A 14496-nucleotide genomic window follows, 5' to 3' on the forward strand; every position below is an offset into this window, starting at 1 on the left:
AGTCGCTAACGCTCCTTCACTGCGGTGCTTGCGTCGTCGGGCTTCGCCCTCACGGCTGCCCCTTTGAGTCCCGCCCCACACCGCACCTCACGCCTCCCCAGCCTCGTCAGTCGCCCTCGCTTCGCTTCGGGCGACTGACTCCCTCGCACGCGCTGCTTCGCGGCCTCCGCTTCGCTCCGGCCGCTCGCAGGCGCGCGCCGTGCAGGATAATTCACCAAGCACGTCGGTTCCGGTCCAGTTCTACTTATAAATGATCGGCCACGTCCTCGGCGAAGTACGTGACGATGAGGTCCGCGCCCGCGCGCTTGAGCGCGGTGAGCGACTCCAGCGCGGTCGCCTCCAGGTCGAGCCACCCCTTCTCCGCGGCGGCGTGGAGCATCGCGTACTCGCCGGAGACGTTGTACGCGGCGATGGGACGGTCGAACTCCCGTCGCAGGTCGCCGACGACGTCGAGGTACGGCAGCCCGGGCTTCACCATCAGCACGTCTGCGCCCTGCTCGGCGTCGAGCCGCGCCTCCCGGAGCGCCTCGCGGCGGTTCGCGGGGTCCATCTGGTAGTGCCGGCGGTCGCCGAACGCGGGCGCGCCGTCGGCCGCGTCGCGGAACGGGCCGTAGAAGGCGGACTCGTACTTCGCGGCGTAGCTCAGGATGGCGACCTCCTCGTGGCCCGCGTCGTCGAGCGCCTCGCGGATCGCGCCCACCTGTCCGTCGGTCATCGCGGAGGGGGCGACCACGTCGGCGCCCGCGTCGGCCTGCGAGACCGCGGTGCGCGCGAGCAGGTCGAGCGTCTCGTCGTTCTTCACGGTGAGCGTCGGGTCCGACTCGGCGGACTCCTCGATCACGCCGCAGTGGCCGTGGTCGGTGTACTCGCAGAGGCAGACGTCGCCGATCACCGTCGCGTCCGTCTCGGCGTCGATGCGCCGGATCGCGCGCTGGACGACGCCGTCGTCGGCGTACGCCCGGCTCCCGGACGCGTCCTTCGACTCGGGGACGCCGAAGAGGATGACGGCCTCGACGCCGGTCTCGCGGATCTCCGCGACGCGGTCGACCGCCTCGTCGACCGGGACGCGCTCGTGGCCGGGCATCGTCTCGATCGGCACGCGCTCGTTGGTCGTCGCGTCGACGAAGACGGGCGCGACGAGGTCGGACGCCGAGAGGTCGGTCTCGGCGACGAGCGGGCGAACGCCGTCGGTCCGGAGGCGGCGGGGCCGGTCCGTGAGGTCCATGCCGACGGGTTGGCCCCGCGCGGCCTTTTACCGTTCGTCTCGGTCGCGGCTCTCCCGCCGATAAGGGACGCCGCGGCTACTCCGAGGACTCGATGTCGATCCGGTCGCGGAGCGCCGCGAGCTCGTCCGACTCGGCGAGCTCCTCGACGCGCTGTTTGAAGTGGGACTCGCAGAGGCCGACGACCACGCCGCCCTGCTCCGCCTCGTACGTGGCCTCCCGGTCGCAGTAGTGACACCGCATACGCGCCACTCCGTCCGGCGTGTGCTTAATCCTGTTCGTCGGGCGCCGCACCGGGGGCGTCCCCGGCCGCGAACTCGTCGATCGAGACCGGCGCGGGCAGCCGCTCGCGGACCGGCTCGAACGCCGATTCCGTCAGGCCGGCGACGCCGAGCGTCCGCTCGTGCGCGTCCGTCCCGCCGGTCCTGAGCAGGTCGCTCTCGGCGGCGAGGCGGTCGATCCGGTCGTCGTCGACGGCGCGGCCGTACGGGTAGAAGCGTTCGATCGCCCCGATCGCGTCGCGGTCGCGGGCGACGTCGAGCGCCTCGTCCACGCGCTCGTACCGGAACGGATGCGCGAGCCCGACGAGCGCGCAGGCGTCGGCGAGCAGGTCGAGCCCCTCGTCGAGCGGCGTCACGTCGCGCGCGACGTAGCAGGGGCCGTCGTTTCCGATCAGCTCGTCGAACGCCCCGGCGTAGTCGTAGGGAGCGTCCGACTCGTCGATCGCCCGCGCGATGTGCGGCCGCCCGAGCCCGGCGCGAGGTTCGAGGTCGAGGTCGACCCCGAGCCGCTCCTCGACCGCGTCGAGGATGGCGGCGCCGCGCTCGCGGCGGTCGCGCTGGAGCCGGTCGATCTCCGCGTCGAGCGCGGCGGTGTGCTCGACGCCGTAGCCGAGGAGGTCGAGCCGTTCGAAGCCGGCGTCGACGCGGAGTTCGATCCCGCGGACGACCCGAACGCCGTCGCGCTCGACGACCGGCGCGTCGAGGCCGGGGTGGATCCGGTCGTGGTCGGTGACGGCCACCCAGTCGACGCCCGCGTCGCGGGCGGCCGCGGGCACCTCGTCGAGCCTCAGGGTCCCGTCGGAGACGGTCGTGTGCGCGTGGAGGTCGGCGACGACGGGATCGCTGGAGTCGCGGGGATCGTCGGGGGCGGGGGAGTCAGAAGATTCGGCGGAATCGGCGGATTCAGCGGGCATAGTGGCGAATAGCCGCGCCCGACACTAAGCGGCGGCGGTCCGAGACGCGGCGGGGGAAGACGAATATAAGGAGATATAAGGTATCCCCTCCGACTAAGGTCGTACATGGACAATCATTAAGAACTATCGGCAGTTTCTATCCGTTGATGCGCTTGAACGGCGTCGACGACCGACTCGAACGGCACCAGTACCCGACCACCTCTGAGGAGCTCATCGCGGCTCACGGCAACGCGACGGTAGAGCTCGCGAACGGGTCCGAGCGGCTCGGCGACGTCTTAGAGCGGTTCGGCGACCAGACGTTCGAGGACGCGGAGGACGTGTTCACCACGCTCCGCGCCGGCGTCTGCCACCGCGGCGTCGGTCGCCGGTTCTACTCGGACCGCGACCCGACCACCGACGCGGAGGAGGGGCCCTCGCCGGTCTCCTTCTGACGCGCCGAACCGACCGAGGTCCATACCCTTCTTCGAACTCCGACCGCGGAGCGGCGGCGCCGCGCGGACGGACTCCCGTGCGAGCGACGCGGCTACGACACGCCGTCGACGACTCCGGAGAGGTCGAGCGGGACCGAACCCTTCCGATACCCCTCGATCGAGCCGTCGGGCTCGGCGCGGTACACGACCGCGGGCTTGTGACGGACCGCGGGTTCGGCCTCGCGCACGGCGGCCCACTCGTCGGCGGGGAACGACGAGCAGTCGACGAACAGCGTGACGCCGCCGGCGTGGGCCGCGAGCTGGCCGCTCGTCTTCGTCTCGGCGGTGTCGCGGACGGCCGCGACGGGGTCGTTCGCGGAGCGCCCGGCGGTCGGCTGCGGGCGCGTCACCTCAACGAGGTGTCCGGCGCCAGTCTCCGGGTCCGTCGCGCGGAAGTCGAGCGAGTGGCCCGTCGTCACCTCGATCTCCGGGGTGACCTCGTACCCCGCGTCCGTGAGGATCCGGGCCGCGGTGAACTCGGCTATCGCCGCGCTCATGCGGACGAGGTCCCGCGAGGCGGAGGTGCCGAGCTTCCCTGCCATGACCTCGCGGTAGTCGTCGAGCGTGCCCGGCCGGAGCGTCTCCTCGACGAAGCCGGTGCCCGCCTCGCGGGTCGCGTCCGGGAACCCGGCCGCGTGGTCGCGGAAGAACGCCCGGCTCGTCGCCGCGCCGTCCTTCGAGCAGAACACCGGCAGGAAGTACCACGAGACGTGCGGGTAGTCGGCCAGCCACGGCTCGTCGTCGTGGAGCCCGGCGAGCAGCTCGCGCTGCGCCCACCGCGAGACCGGGTACGGCGCCTCGTCGAACCCGTACTTGTCCGTCCGCCAGAGCTCGCTCGGCGTCTCCGTGTTGCCCAGCCAGTACCCGGCGGGGCCGCCGCCGGCGCCCGGCGGGGGGTCCGCGTCGTCGTCGGTCCAGCAGAACAGCGCGAACGAACCGTCGTCCATGTCGAACCGGCGCGCCTCGTACGCCGGCGGCGGCGCGAACCACGGGTCGCCGGCCGTCGCTCCGAGGTTCTCGTCGAGGGGGCGACCGATCTGCGACCGGACGCGGTCGGCGGTCCACCGACCGGGCGAGCGCCTGAAGCGGAGCGGTTGTGCCACGGGCGTTCGGTATCACGCCGCGGGGTTAATCGATTCCGGTGGACCGACCCGATCGTTCACGGTTTATGATACCTTTGCCGACAGGTATATAACAGGAAACGGCCAAGTGTTGGTGTACCATGTCAATGGGTGCCTATGACGAGGCCGAACACGAGCGTCGGGAGAAGAAGACCAGCGAAGTCGACGCCGACTTCGACGCGGAGCGCCCCGAGTACTCCGGATCGCTGACCTACGACTCGGGCGACTCCACGGAGGCACTCCTCGACAAGTTCGAAGAGCTTCAGGGCAAGTGACGCGGCCGCGGCGACGCCGCGGCTTCTAATTCCGTTCTCGACACCGGTAGCGACGGGTAACGGTCGCGACAGCGGAGAGCGACGGTCCGAACGGAACCGAGAACTCAGGTGAGTAGGATCGCCAGCGAACAGACGATCGCGACCGCGAGGACGTGACCGACCACCGCGCCGAGCAGCACGGGTTCCGTGAGCAGGAACGGCACGAGCGCCAGTTGGACCGCGGAGAAGCCGATGTTCTCGGCGTCGAGCCGCCGGACGGTCGCCCGCTCGTCGGGCGAGAGGTCGACGTGGACCGCGCGCCACAGCGCGACGACGGCGCTCCACCAAGAGGTGCCGATGCGGTAGGTGAGGTCCCAGAGGACGAGCAGCGTGAGGTAGACGACGGGGATCGGCGGCTGCGAACCGAAGAGCCGGTCGAGGAGGGTGTTCTCCCACGCGAACAGGTACGTCACGAGGGCGATGAACGCTAACACGCCCAACACGATCTCGATGCTCGACCCGAACAGCAGCCGCTTGTGCTCCGGCGGGGTCCCGAGCAGCCGGTTCTTCGCGCCCAACCGGTGCATTTCGACGCTGCCGACCGCCGCGACAGCGACCGCGACCGTCCCGGCGGCCACGGCGTTCCAGACCCCGTGGTACCAGCCGAGCGCGACCACGCCGACCTCGAAGATCGCGAACTGGAGCGCGACCGCCAGCGTCCGCGAGATCCCTAACCCGGGGATCCCGCCGACGAGGCTCTCGTACACCCACGTCTCGCCGTACTCGCGGCTCACGACCGGAGCCCCCGGAGCGTCGTCAGCCACGGGCGCTGCGCGTTCGACGAGTCGGTCAGGGCGCGCGCGACCGCGAGCTCGAACGGCGTTCGCTCGACCGGGACGAGGTCGCAGATGCGGTCGTCCTCGACGATCACGGTGTTCCGCAGTCCCTCGACCAGCGACCGCGCGAGGTACGGGTTCACGTCCGTGACGAGCCGGAGCCACCGGGCCGACAGCTCCGGGCTCAACACCGGCACCCTGACGATCCGGAGCCCGCCCCCGAGCTGGCGCCTGGTCCGCCGCAGGATCTCCCCGTAGGTCAACACCTCCGGCCCGCCGATCTCGAAGGTCTCGGCCGCGGTCTCGGGGACGTCGAGCACGCCGGCGAGGTACGCGACCACGTCGGCGATCGCGATCGGCTGACACAGCGTGTCGACCCACTTCGGCGTGACCATCACCGGGAGCCGCCGCGCGAGCCCGGCGATCACCTCGAAGCTGGCGCTGCCCGCGCCGATGATGATCGCGGCCCGGAGCGTCGTGAGCGCCGGGTCGCCCTCGGCGAGGATCCGCTCCACCTCGCGGCGCGACCGGAGGTGTTCGGAGAGCTCCTCGCGGTCCTCGCCGAGCCCGCCGAGGTAGACGATCCGGTCGATCCCCGCGTCGGACGCGGCCGCGGCGAAGTTGGACGCGCAGTTCCGGTCGCGCTCCTCGTACCCCGGGCCGCCGTCCATCGAGTGGACGAGGTAGTACGCGGCGTCGACCGTCTCGCCGTCGAGTTCGAAGGCGGGCGGGAGCGTCTCCGGTTCCAGGAGGTCGCCCTCGACGACCGAGACGCCCTCGGGCGCGTCGTAGCCGTCGGCGTCGCGAACGAGCGCGACCACGTCGTGGCCGCGCGCGCGGAGCGTCGGGACGAGCCGGCTCCCGACGAACCCGGTCGCGCCGGTGACGAGCACTCGCATACCGTCCTCTCGGGCGGGGCGACCATAAGCCCCGTCCCGTTCGGCGGGCGGACGGCGGGCGGAGGCCCGGGAGCGGGACCCCGGACGCGTCGCGGGCGATGTCGGGACCGATCGCTAGAAGTGCCCCCGGGTCCCTCCTCCGGTATGCGCGCTGGCGAGTTCGAACCGGTCCGCGGCGTCGAGGACCTGTACGTCCACGACACCGGCATGTTCGACACCGACGAGTACGGCGCCGTCTACGTGTACGACGCCGAGCGGCCGATCGTAATAGACACCGGAACGGGGGCGAACCGGGAGGCCCTCTTCGAGACGATCGAGGAGATCGGGATCGGCCGCGACGAGCTCGCGTGGATCCTGCCGACCCACGCCCACCTCGACCACGCCGGCGGGGCGGGCTACCTCGCCGAGCGCTACCCGAACGCGGAGGTTCGGGTGCCCGAGAAGGGCGTCCGGCACCTCGTCGATCCCGAGGCGCTCGTCGCGGGCACCAAGTCGGCGGTCGAGGACCAGTGGGAGTACTACGCGGAGCCGAAGCCGGTCCCCGAAGACCGGATCGAGGGGGTGAGCGAGGGCGACCGGATCGATCTGGGCGACCGCGAGCTCGTCGTCCGCGAGGCGCCCGGCCACGCACCCCACCACGCGGTGTACCACGACCCCGACGCGGACGTGGTGTTCGCCGCCGACGCCGCCGGCATCTACGTCCCCGAAGTCGACGCGGTGACCCCGACGACGCCGCCGCCGCAGTTCGACTTCGAGCAGTGTCTCGACGATATCCGGCTGATCGAGGAGCTCGACCCCGACACGCTCTGTTTCGGCCACTTCGGGCCTCGCGACTGCGACGCGGACCTGCTCGGCGAGGCGAAGCGGGCGTACGTCGAGTGGGTCGAGCGGGTCCGCGAGAAGCGCGCCGAGCTCGACGACGACGAGGCGGTCGTCGAGCACTTCGAGGCGGCGAGCCGCGACATCGACTACTGGAACCCCGAGCGCGCCAAGGCGAACACGAGCCTGAACGCGCGCGGCGTGTTGACGTATCTCGACCGCGTCGACGACGAAGAGGAGCGACGATCGTGATCCCCGACGCGGACCGCCGAGAGAAACGCCCTAAACCCCGCCGCCCGTAGGCCCGACCAGATGGGCATCTTCGACACGATCCGGGCCGTGCTCGGGACGAGCGCCGAGACCGACGCGACCCGCGAGGCGGACCCCGAGGACCTCTTCGGGATGTCGACCGCGTACATGACGATGGAGGCGGACCTCCGCTACGACCACTGCGGGGAGGCCGCGCTCTGCTTCTCCGGGATGGACAGCACCCGGTTCGACGAGGCGGTCGAGACCGTCGAGGCCATCTTAGAGGCCGGCGAGATCGACACCGGCACCGGCTTCCACCGCCACGAGGACGACCACGGCTACCAGTGGTTCGTGCTGGAGGACGACGACCCCGAGGACCTGGTGACGAGCGTCCACTTCGCGGCCGACCAGTTCATCGAGGAGGGGTTCGGATCGCGGCTGCTCGCGGCCGTGTTCGGCTTCGAGAACGACGACGGTCCGGCCTACTGGATCTACTCGTTCCGGCGCGGCGCCTACTACCCGTTCGCGCCGCGGGGGACGAGCGACCGGAACCAGCGGGTCGAGTTCAAGCTCCAGTCGGTCCTCGACGGCGAGCTCGGCTTAGAGGACGACGAGTCGTACTGGTATCCGCTGTGGCCCGACGCGCCCGGGAACCACCCGTGGGAGTGAGCGCGGGTGACGATATGAACGACGGCTCGGACGCGGGTATTGCCGGGCGGAACACCCCGAGGAAGCGCCTGCTCCGCGGAATCGCCGTCCAGACGGCGGCCGTCGCCGCGGCGGTCCACCTGCTGTGGGCGTGGCCGCGGCTCGGATCGCCGCCGGACGCGCGCCCCTACTTCTTCCTCGCCGGGAGCGCGCTCGCGGCCGCGGTCGCCGTCGCGACGCTCCGGGGCGGGGAGTACCGGCGGCTGTACGCGCTCGGGGCGGGGACGCTCGGGGCGTTCCTCGGCGGGTTCCTCGCGTGGCACGGGGGCGACGCGGCCGCGGCGCTCGCCGCGGAGCCGCTGGCGGTCGTCGCGGTGATCGTCGAGGTCGTCGGCGTCGGCGCCTACCTCGCGCTCTACCGTCTCGCGCCGCCGACGAGCGTCGTCGTCGAGCGGCGGCGGGGCGGAGGGGACGTCGAACGCGAGGACGCGGCGGAGGAGGAGTCGCCGTGACCGACGCGTACCGAACGGTGGCAGAGCGCGCGACCGCGCGGTTCGAGGTCCAGGGGTCGGAGTTCCTCGGGCACGTCGCGCCCGTCGACACGGTCGAGGCGGCGGAGTCGTTCGTCGAGGCGGTCGGGGAGGAGTACGCGGACGCGACCCACAACGTGCCCGCGTACCGGGTCCCCGCGGGCGAGCCGTCCGAGCGCACGCCGGGCTCGGAGCCGATGCTCCGGGAGTACTCGTCGGACGACGGCGAGCCGACCGGTTCCGCGGGGAAGCCGGCGCTGAACGTCCTCCAGCAGCGCGAGGTCCGGAACGTCGCCGCGGTGGTGACGCGGTACTACGGCGGGACGAACCTCGGGGTCGGCGGGCTCGCGCGCGCCTACTCACGCGCGGTGAAGGAGGGCGTCGACGCGGCCGGCGTGGTGGAGGAGCGCCCGCACCGGTCGCTCGTCGTCGAGACGGAGTACGACGACTCGGGGACGGTCCGGGGCGTCATCGAGTCGACGGGCGTCGAGTTCGACGCCGACTACGGTGAGCGGGTCCGATTCGACCTCCGGGTGCCGGTCGCGGAGGTCGAGGAGCTCCGCGAGCGGCTCAACGACGCGACGAGCGGGCGGGTCGACATCGAGCGCTGACGCGCTCGGACCGCACGGCGGCCGGCTCGACGGCCCGCCTACGAGAACTTCCGGACCGTCATTTCGAGGGTGTCGAGGTCGAGGATCGGCGCGTAGCCGGCGTCTGGGTCGATGTTGACGGACTTCTGGAAGTCGGTCTGGGCCTGCCAGCAGCCGGAGTTGACCGCGAGCACGTTGTGGTACTTCCCCCACCCGAGCTTGTGGACGTGGCCGGTGTGGAACACGTCGGGCACGTCCTCCATCACGAGGTAGTCGCGCTCCTCCGGCGCGACGCGGGTGTGACCGCCGAACTGCGGCGCGACGTGGCGCTTCTTCAGCAGCTGGTACATCGCCTTGTGCGGCTCGTCGTAGCTCGCCTTCTCCTCGGGCAGCTCCGCGATCACCTCGTCGAGCGAGACGCCGTGGTACATCAGCACCTCGACGCCCTCGACCGAGACGGTGGCCGGGTTCGAGACGATCCGCGCGTCGTGGACGTCCAAAATCTCCCGGATCTCGTCGTCGAACCCGGGCTGCGGCTCGGCGAGGCGGACCGCGTCGTGGTTGCCCGGGATCATCACGACCTCGGTGTCGGCGGGCACCTCCTTGAGGTGTTCCGCGAAGACCTCGTACTGCTCGTAGATGTCGACGATGTCCAGCTCCTCGTCTTGGTTCGGGTAGACCCCGACGCCCTCGACCATGTCGCCCGCGAGCAGCAGGTACTCCACGGGGTCGGCCTCGGGGGTGTGGAGCCAGTCGGTGAAGCTGTGCCACGCGTCGGCCATGAACTCGTCGCTGCCGACGTGGACGTCGGAGATCAGCGCGGCCTGGACGTGGCGGTCGACCCCGCCGGGGCGGTGGGTCCGGGGGACGTCGGGGAAGTGGAGCGAGTCGGCGAAGAGGATGCCGGCGTCGTCGGCGAGCGTCCCCTCGACCGCGACGCACTCGTCTAAGAGGATCTCGTCGACGACGTCGGCGAGGCCCTTGTCCTTCATCACGAGGGCGGGGAAGGTCCCGGTCGTGTCCTCCAGCTCGATCAGCCAGTGGCCGGACTTCGTGGAGCGGACGTCGTTGACGAGGCCGATCATCGCGGCGTCGCTGCCGCCCGGCATGTCCGCGATCGCCTCCGCCGGGCGGTGGTTGACGCGGCCGCGGAGGATCTTCGAGAGCCGTTCGTAGCGGTCGCGGAACGTCGTGACGAAGTCGGCGTACTCGCCGGTCCCGGTGCTGCGGCCGGTCATGTCGTTACCGACCTCTAAGTCGCGCAGGTCGGGGTCCCGGGACCGTTCGGAACCGTCGTTCGCGGCGGTTTCGGGGTCAGAAGCGGCGTCGACGGTCGTGGAGTCGGTGGCGTCGTTCGTTGCGGCCCCGGACGCGGTCTCGGTCGCCGCAGATTCGGAGCCTATAGACCCCTCCGTTTCGACTGGAGATTGTCCGGGTTCGTCCGGGGAGGCGGCCGATCTGTCGGCGTCGCCGATCGCCTCGCGGACGTGGTCGGCGGTGATCCGGAGGGCGTCGTCGGGGGCGCGGTCGACGGCGGCCGCGACGGCGGCGGTCGGATCGGTCGCGCCCGCGAGGAGGGTGACCGCCTCGCGCTCGGCGTTGTAGCCGCGCTCGGCGAGGGCTTTCGCGATCCGGGCGTTCGACTCCAGCGGCACGATACCCGAAAGGAGGGTCGCGGGCAAAACCGTTCCGGAGACGTCGGAGGGGCGAGCGTGTGGGGCCGCGAGCGAGGGCGGAATCCGCGCGACCCGGAAGCTTATGAACGGAACCCTCCAAAGGCGACGTAATGGACGAAGGGGATCGGCCGACGGACACCGACGGGTCGGCCGGTCGAGACGAGCGAACCGAAGATCACTCAGGGGCGACATCCGACGGGTCGGATGACGGGGGTCCCGACGGGGCGGACGACGGGACGGATGACGGGGTTCCCGACGAATCCGACCGCGCGGTCTCCGGTAGCTCGGGCGACGGTCCCGAGACCGGGCGCGAAGTCGACCTCGGGGACGAGCCCGAATCATCCGGGGAAGCCGTTGTTTCCGGCGAATCCGACATCGGGAGCGAAGCGCAGGGCGCACCGGAATCGGTGGGAGGTCCCGCGTTCGAGACGGAAGAGACGACGACCGCCGACGAGTCGCTTCTACACCGGTTCCGTCACGACCGGGAGGGCGCGCTGATGTGGATCCGGGAGATGTTGGCGAGCGTCGGCGTCGTCCTCCTGATCGGACTGTTGCTGTTCGGCGTCAGCGGCGTGTGGCCGCCCATGGTCGCCGTCGAGTCGGGGAGCATGGAGCCGAACATGCAGGTCGGCGACCTCGTGTTCGTCACCGAGCCCGGGCGGCTCGCGCCGGACGCGGCCGAAAACGGCGTCGGGGTCGTCACCCACGAGGTGGGCCAAGAGGTCGATTACCGGACGTTCGGGTCCTACGGGTCGGTGATGATATACACGCCCCCGGGGCGGACCGGGTCGCCGATCATCCACCGGGCCATGTTCCACGTTACCGAGGGCGAGAACTGGTACGACCGCGCAAACCCGGAGTATCACAACGCCGTCGACTGCGGATCGCTCGCCAACTGTCCGGCGCCGCACGACGGGTACATCACCCTCGGCGACAACAACGGCGCCTACGACCAGGCCAGCGGCCTCTCGCCGCCCGTCAGGGCCGAATGGGTGAACGGCGTGGCCCGCCTCCGGGTCCCGTATCTCGGCTACATCCGGCTGATCGCGACGGGACAGGTAGAGCTGAACGAGGCGATAACGCGGACGGTCGGGAGCGCCCTCCCGGCGGTGGAGTCGGCACTCGTCTCGTCCGCCCCGGCGGCGTGACGCTCGCCGGGACAGCGGCGGCGTGACAACCCCGAGCTGGCTCAGTTGTCGAACCGCGCCTGGACGAACGGCTGCGCGTTCTCGATGTCGCCGAGCCGCGAGTCCGACAGGAGGACCGCCTCGGTCTCCTCGACGGGCACGGAGAGGCCCATCTCCTTCGTCCGGCCGTAGCGGCCCTTCGAGACGACGACGGCGTTGACGATCCCGAGCATGTCGAGCTCGCTGATGAGGTCGGTGACCCGCCGCTGGGTCAGGACGTCGGCGTCGATCTCCTCGCAGAGCCGCTTGTAGATGTTGAACACCTCGCCGGTGTTGATGTTGTGAACACCGTTCTTTTCGAGGAGGATGACGGCGAATAAGACGATCTTGCTCTGGGTGGGGAGGGTGCGGACGACCTCGACGACGCGGTCGAGCTCGATCTTGTCTTGGGCCTGTCGGACGTGTTTCTCGGCGACGATCTCGGCCTGCGAGCGCTCGGCGAGTTCGCCGGCGGTGCGGAGGAGATCGAGCGCACGGCGCGCGTCGCCGTGTTCCTGCGCGGCGAAGGCGGCGCAGAGGGGGATCACGTCGTCGGTGAGCGCGTCGGGCTTGAACGCGGTGTCGGCGCGGTGCTGGAGGATGTCGCGGAGCTGGTTGGCGTCGTACGGCGGGAAGACGATCTCCTCCTCGCCGAGGCTCGACTTGACGCGGGGGTCGAGGAAGTCGGTGAACTTCAGGTCGTTCGAGATCCCCATGATCGAGATCCGCGAGCGGTCGAGCTCGGAGTTCATCCGCGAGAGATTGTAGAGGGTGTCGTCGCCGCTCTTCTCGACGAGCTTGTCGATCTCGTCGAGCATGATCACGACCACGCGCTCGTGGTAGTCGACCGCCTCGAAGAACGTCGAGTAGACGCGGTCGGTTGGCCACCCCGTCATCGGGACCTCCTCCATCTCGTCGGCGTCGTCTTCGAGGGTTTCGATGCGCTCGTCGAGCTCGTCGACAGAGTCGAACTCGGTGTCTGCGAGGGCGGCTGCCGCGTCTTGGCCGGCCGTCTCGTCGGCGTTCGCCGCGTCCGCGCGGAGCTCTTCGAGGCGCTCCAGCCGGTCGGCGATCACCGCCTGGTTCTCCTCGATGAACGTGTTCGCGAGCTGGGCGAGGACGCGGTACTGTGTATCGGTCACCTCGCAGTTGATGTACTCGACCTCGCAGGGGACGTCGTACTTCTGGGAGGTGGACTCGAGCTCCTGGGAGACGAACTTCGCCGAGGCGGTCTTCCCGGTCCCCGTCTTCCCGTAGATCAGGATGTTCGAGGGGGTCTCGCCGCGGAGCGCGGAGACGAGGATCGTCGCCATCCGGTTGATCTGGTCGTTGCGGTGCGGGAGCTCGTGCGGGGTGTACGAAGGGCGGAGGACCTCCTTGTTCTCGAAGATCGGTTCGCCCGAGAGGAGGTCGTCGAACAGGCCCTGGTTGTCTTCGTCGTCGTCGAGGACGACGCCGTCGAAGTCGACGTCGGGCGACGAGCGGTCGCGACCGCCGTTGTCGAGCCCCGCCGTTTCGGGTCGAGCGTCGGTCGAGAGGGAAGCCGTGTCGGCGTCCGATTCGATCGAGTCGACGTCCGGCGTATCGAGATCGGATCCGTCGTCGACGTCGGGGTCGGTATCGGGGTCGGTTTCGATTGGGTCGTCGGAGTCGACTTCGGTCGGACTGTCGGGCACTGTTTCGGTTGGAGCGTCGGGATCGAAATCCTCGATATCGGTGTCCTCAGCCGCTGAAGCGCCGTCCTCGAACTCGTCGGTTCCGGAGCCCTCGACGCCGAAGCTGTCGGGGTCCGAAGTCGAAGAGTGACTTGGCGACGAGTCCTCGGAGTCGCTGCTGTGGTCCGATTCGTCGTCGTCGTCCGGGTCGATGCCGCCGTCGGTCCGCGGTGTGTGATCGCCTTCGTCCATGTGAACCCCTCTGTTTCAGGTGGAGACGGCCAGATATGTCGCTTGAGACGCCGTCTCCCGTCGGAAATACGCATTCGCGGTCGAAATCGAGACCGACCACGTCCAGTTGATACAGTCGAACCAGATGAAGAGATGGTACAAAAGTGTTCCTCTCTGGAGTTGAAACGTCCCCCTCGCACGAGATGTCGGGGCGATCGCGAGGCGGTTCGGGTTGATCGGTGGGACGGTCGAACCGGTCGAACAGTCGAGAGAAGAGGAACGGCAAGCGTGGAGATATCGTTGGCTTTTGAAGGGGTTCCTACGGTGTGGCGGGCTTCAGCCGTATCAGCGGCTGACCTCTTAGGCTCGTTATCGCCCGTGACTACCCGTACTCAGACCGGCAGTTCCGTTGGACAGTTTCGATCCATCGACTTCGACACCCGATTTCCCGTTCCGTCGTGTCGACTCGATCGGGGAGACCCCCACACCCCTTTGTTTCGGGTGGAACGTCGAAACAGGGTGGTGGGGGTTGGAGGCCGGATTATAATAGCGGTAGTTTTATAATACAAACCATACAACAGTACCCTCGACAATCCTCTCTAGAATATATTTGTGTTGGTGTAGTTGTTTTATTTGTAGATCGAGTAGGAATTATCTTGGTGGACCTAGATCGACCTCCAGCACCGACCTCACCCCCCGGCAGATTGTGGGTTCCACCCGAAACAAAGGGGTGGGGGGCTCCACAAAGGCGCGGGAGGCTCCCGAACGATATTCGATAGACCGACGTCACGTCCTGCCAGTCGGCACTCCACCGCCGGACCGTTCCGACCGACAGCGCCCAGCCACCGAATATCACGGTCGACGCCGATAGTTTTACCATCCGGTAAACGAACTGTATACTCACCTATGAAGCGATTCCGCACGCCGAGCGAGG

General features: G+C 69.4%; 15 protein-coding genes. 7 read left to right on the top strand and 8 right to left on the bottom strand.

Annotated features, from left to right (window positions below):
- Positions 1-244 precede the first annotated feature (244 nt).
- From hemB to CPZ01_RS07855, 3 genes are all read right to left on the bottom strand, one after another.
- The gene (gene hemB, locus CPZ01_RS07850; protein ID WP_096394204.1) at positions 245-1225 is read right to left on the bottom strand and encodes a porphobilinogen synthase; all 981 of its coding nucleotides are present in this window, start codon (positions 1223-1225) and stop codon (positions 245-247) included.
- A gap of 76 nt (positions 1226-1301) precedes the next feature.
- Positions 1302-1466, bottom strand: a complete 165-nt coding sequence (locus CPZ01_RS15425; protein WP_172863944.1) for a DUF6757 family protein — start codon at positions 1464-1466, stop codon at positions 1302-1304.
- Between the two features lie 25 nt (positions 1467-1491).
- Positions 1492-2418: a PHP domain-containing protein gene (locus CPZ01_RS07855; RefSeq protein ID WP_096394205.1), complete on the bottom strand. Its 927-nt coding sequence runs from the start codon at positions 2416-2418 to the stop codon at positions 1492-1494.
- Positions 2419-2564: 146 nt separating this feature from the next.
- Between CPZ01_RS07855 and CPZ01_RS07860 the strand changes: the two genes are divergently transcribed.
- Positions 2565-2849, top strand: a complete 285-nt coding sequence (locus CPZ01_RS07860; RefSeq protein WP_096394206.1) for a DUF5789 family protein — start codon at positions 2565-2567, stop codon at positions 2847-2849.
- A 92-nt stretch (positions 2850-2941) separates the two neighbouring features.
- Here the strand turns inward: CPZ01_RS07860 and CPZ01_RS07865 are convergent, their stop codons facing one another.
- Positions 2942-3991 (bottom strand): DUF5784 family protein, encoded by a 1050-nt coding sequence (locus CPZ01_RS07865; protein WP_096394207.1) that lies wholly within the window; start codon positions 3989-3991, stop codon positions 2942-2944.
- 125 nt (positions 3992-4116) lie between these two features.
- Here CPZ01_RS07865 and CPZ01_RS15430 point away from each other — a divergent pair, with 125 nt between their 5' ends.
- Entirely contained in the window at positions 4117-4284 is a 168-nt protein-coding gene (locus tag CPZ01_RS15430) for a DUF5786 family protein (RefSeq protein WP_004599209.1), read from the top strand.
- A 104-nt stretch (positions 4285-4388) separates the two neighbouring features.
- Here the strand turns inward: CPZ01_RS15430 and CPZ01_RS07870 are convergent, their stop codons facing one another.
- Both CPZ01_RS07870 and CPZ01_RS07875 read right to left on the bottom strand, forming a co-directional pair.
- Positions 4389-5057 carry a DUF7530 family protein gene (locus CPZ01_RS07870; protein ID WP_096396197.1) on the bottom strand — a complete coding sequence of 223 codons (669 nt, stop codon included), beginning with the start codon at positions 5055-5057 and terminating at the stop codon, positions 4389-4391.
- Positions 5054-5998 carry an NAD(P)H-binding protein gene (locus tag CPZ01_RS07875; protein WP_096394208.1) on the bottom strand — a complete coding sequence of 315 codons (945 nt, stop codon included), beginning with the start codon at positions 5996-5998 and terminating at the stop codon, positions 5054-5056. The genes CPZ01_RS07870 and CPZ01_RS07875 overlap by 4 nt, the downstream gene beginning before the upstream one ends.
- Before the next feature lie 144 nt (positions 5999-6142).
- Between CPZ01_RS07875 and CPZ01_RS07880 the strand changes: the two genes are divergently transcribed.
- The 4 genes from CPZ01_RS07880 to CPZ01_RS07895 are packed head-to-tail and all read left to right on the top strand — an operon-like array spanning position 6143 to position 8855.
- A complete protein-coding gene (locus CPZ01_RS07880; protein ID WP_096394209.1) occupies positions 6143-7069 on the top strand; it encodes an MBL fold metallo-hydrolase in 927 nt (308 codons plus the stop codon).
- Positions 7070-7129: 60 nt separating this feature from the next.
- Positions 7130-7735, top strand: a complete 606-nt coding sequence (gene pspAB / locus CPZ01_RS07885; RefSeq protein ID WP_096394210.1) for a PspA-associated protein PspAB — start codon at positions 7130-7132, stop codon at positions 7733-7735.
- A gap of 14 nt (positions 7736-7749) precedes the next feature.
- Complete coding sequence (locus CPZ01_RS07890; RefSeq protein ID WP_096396199.1) at positions 7750-8226, top strand: hypothetical protein; 477 nt, start codon at positions 7750-7752, stop codon at positions 8224-8226.
- Complete coding sequence (locus CPZ01_RS07895) at positions 8223-8855, top strand: IMPACT family protein (RefSeq protein WP_096394211.1); 633 nt, start codon at positions 8223-8225, stop codon at positions 8853-8855. Before CPZ01_RS07890 ends, CPZ01_RS07895 begins: the two co-directional genes overlap by 4 nt.
- A 38-nt stretch (positions 8856-8893) precedes the next feature.
- Here the strand turns inward: CPZ01_RS07895 and CPZ01_RS07900 are convergent, their stop codons facing one another.
- Positions 8894-10489 carry a DNA-directed DNA polymerase II small subunit gene (locus CPZ01_RS07900; protein WP_096394212.1) on the bottom strand — a complete coding sequence of 532 codons (1596 nt, stop codon included), beginning with the start codon at positions 10487-10489 and terminating at the stop codon, positions 8894-8896.
- 131 nt (positions 10490-10620) lie between these two features.
- Here CPZ01_RS07900 and CPZ01_RS07905 point away from each other — a divergent pair, with 131 nt between their 5' ends.
- The gene (locus tag CPZ01_RS07905) at positions 10621-11658 is read left to right on the top strand and encodes a S26 family signal peptidase (RefSeq protein WP_096394213.1); all 1038 of its coding nucleotides are present in this window, start codon (positions 10621-10623) and stop codon (positions 11656-11658) included.
- A gap of 41 nt (positions 11659-11699) precedes the next feature.
- Here CPZ01_RS07905 and CPZ01_RS07910 read toward each other — a convergent pair whose 3' ends face one another.
- Positions 11700-13583: a Cdc6/Cdc18 family protein gene (locus CPZ01_RS07910; RefSeq protein ID WP_096394214.1), complete on the bottom strand. Its 1884-nt coding sequence runs from the start codon at positions 13581-13583 to the stop codon at positions 11700-11702.
- Positions 13584-14496 lie beyond the last annotated feature (913 nt).

Origin of the sequence: Halorubrum trapanicum (genome assembly GCF_002355655.1) — an archaeon.
GTDB lineage: Archaea > Halobacteriota > Halobacteria > Halobacteriales > Haloferacaceae > Halorubrum > Halorubrum trapanicum_A.

Bases quoted from the DNA above. Each gene is read 5' to 3' on its own strand.
- hemB (WP_096394204.1), bottom strand. From the start codon at position 1,225: ATGGACCTCACGGACCGGCCCCGCCGCCTCCGGACCGACGGCGTTCGC.
- CPZ01_RS15425 (WP_172863944.1), bottom strand. From the start codon at position 1,466: ATGCGGTGTCACTACTGCGACCGGGAGGCCACGTACGAGGCGGAGCAG.
- CPZ01_RS07855 (WP_096394205.1), bottom strand. From the start codon at position 2,418: ATGCCCGCTGAATCCGCCGATTCCGCCGAATCTTCTGACTCCCCCGCC.
- CPZ01_RS07860 (WP_096394206.1), top strand. From the start codon at position 2,565: ATGCGCTTGAACGGCGTCGACGACCGACTCGAACGGCACCAGTACCCG.
- CPZ01_RS15430 (WP_004599209.1), top strand. From the start codon at position 4,117: ATGGGTGCCTATGACGAGGCCGAACACGAGCGTCGGGAGAAGAAGACC.
- CPZ01_RS07875 (WP_096394208.1), bottom strand. From the start codon at position 5,998: ATGCGAGTGCTCGTCACCGGCGCGACCGGGTTCGTCGGGAGCCGGCTC.
- CPZ01_RS07880 (WP_096394209.1), top strand. From the start codon at position 6,143: ATGCGCGCTGGCGAGTTCGAACCGGTCCGCGGCGTCGAGGACCTGTAC.
- pspAB (WP_096394210.1), top strand. From the start codon at position 7,130: ATGGGCATCTTCGACACGATCCGGGCCGTGCTCGGGACGAGCGCCGAG.
- CPZ01_RS07890 (WP_096396199.1), top strand. From the start codon at position 7,750: ATGAACGACGGCTCGGACGCGGGTATTGCCGGGCGGAACACCCCGAGG.
- CPZ01_RS07905 (WP_096394213.1), top strand. From the start codon at position 10,621: ATGGACGAAGGGGATCGGCCGACGGACACCGACGGGTCGGCCGGTCGA.
- CPZ01_RS07910 (WP_096394214.1), bottom strand. From the start codon at position 13,583: ATGGACGAAGGCGATCACACACCGCGGACCGACGGCGGCATCGACCCG.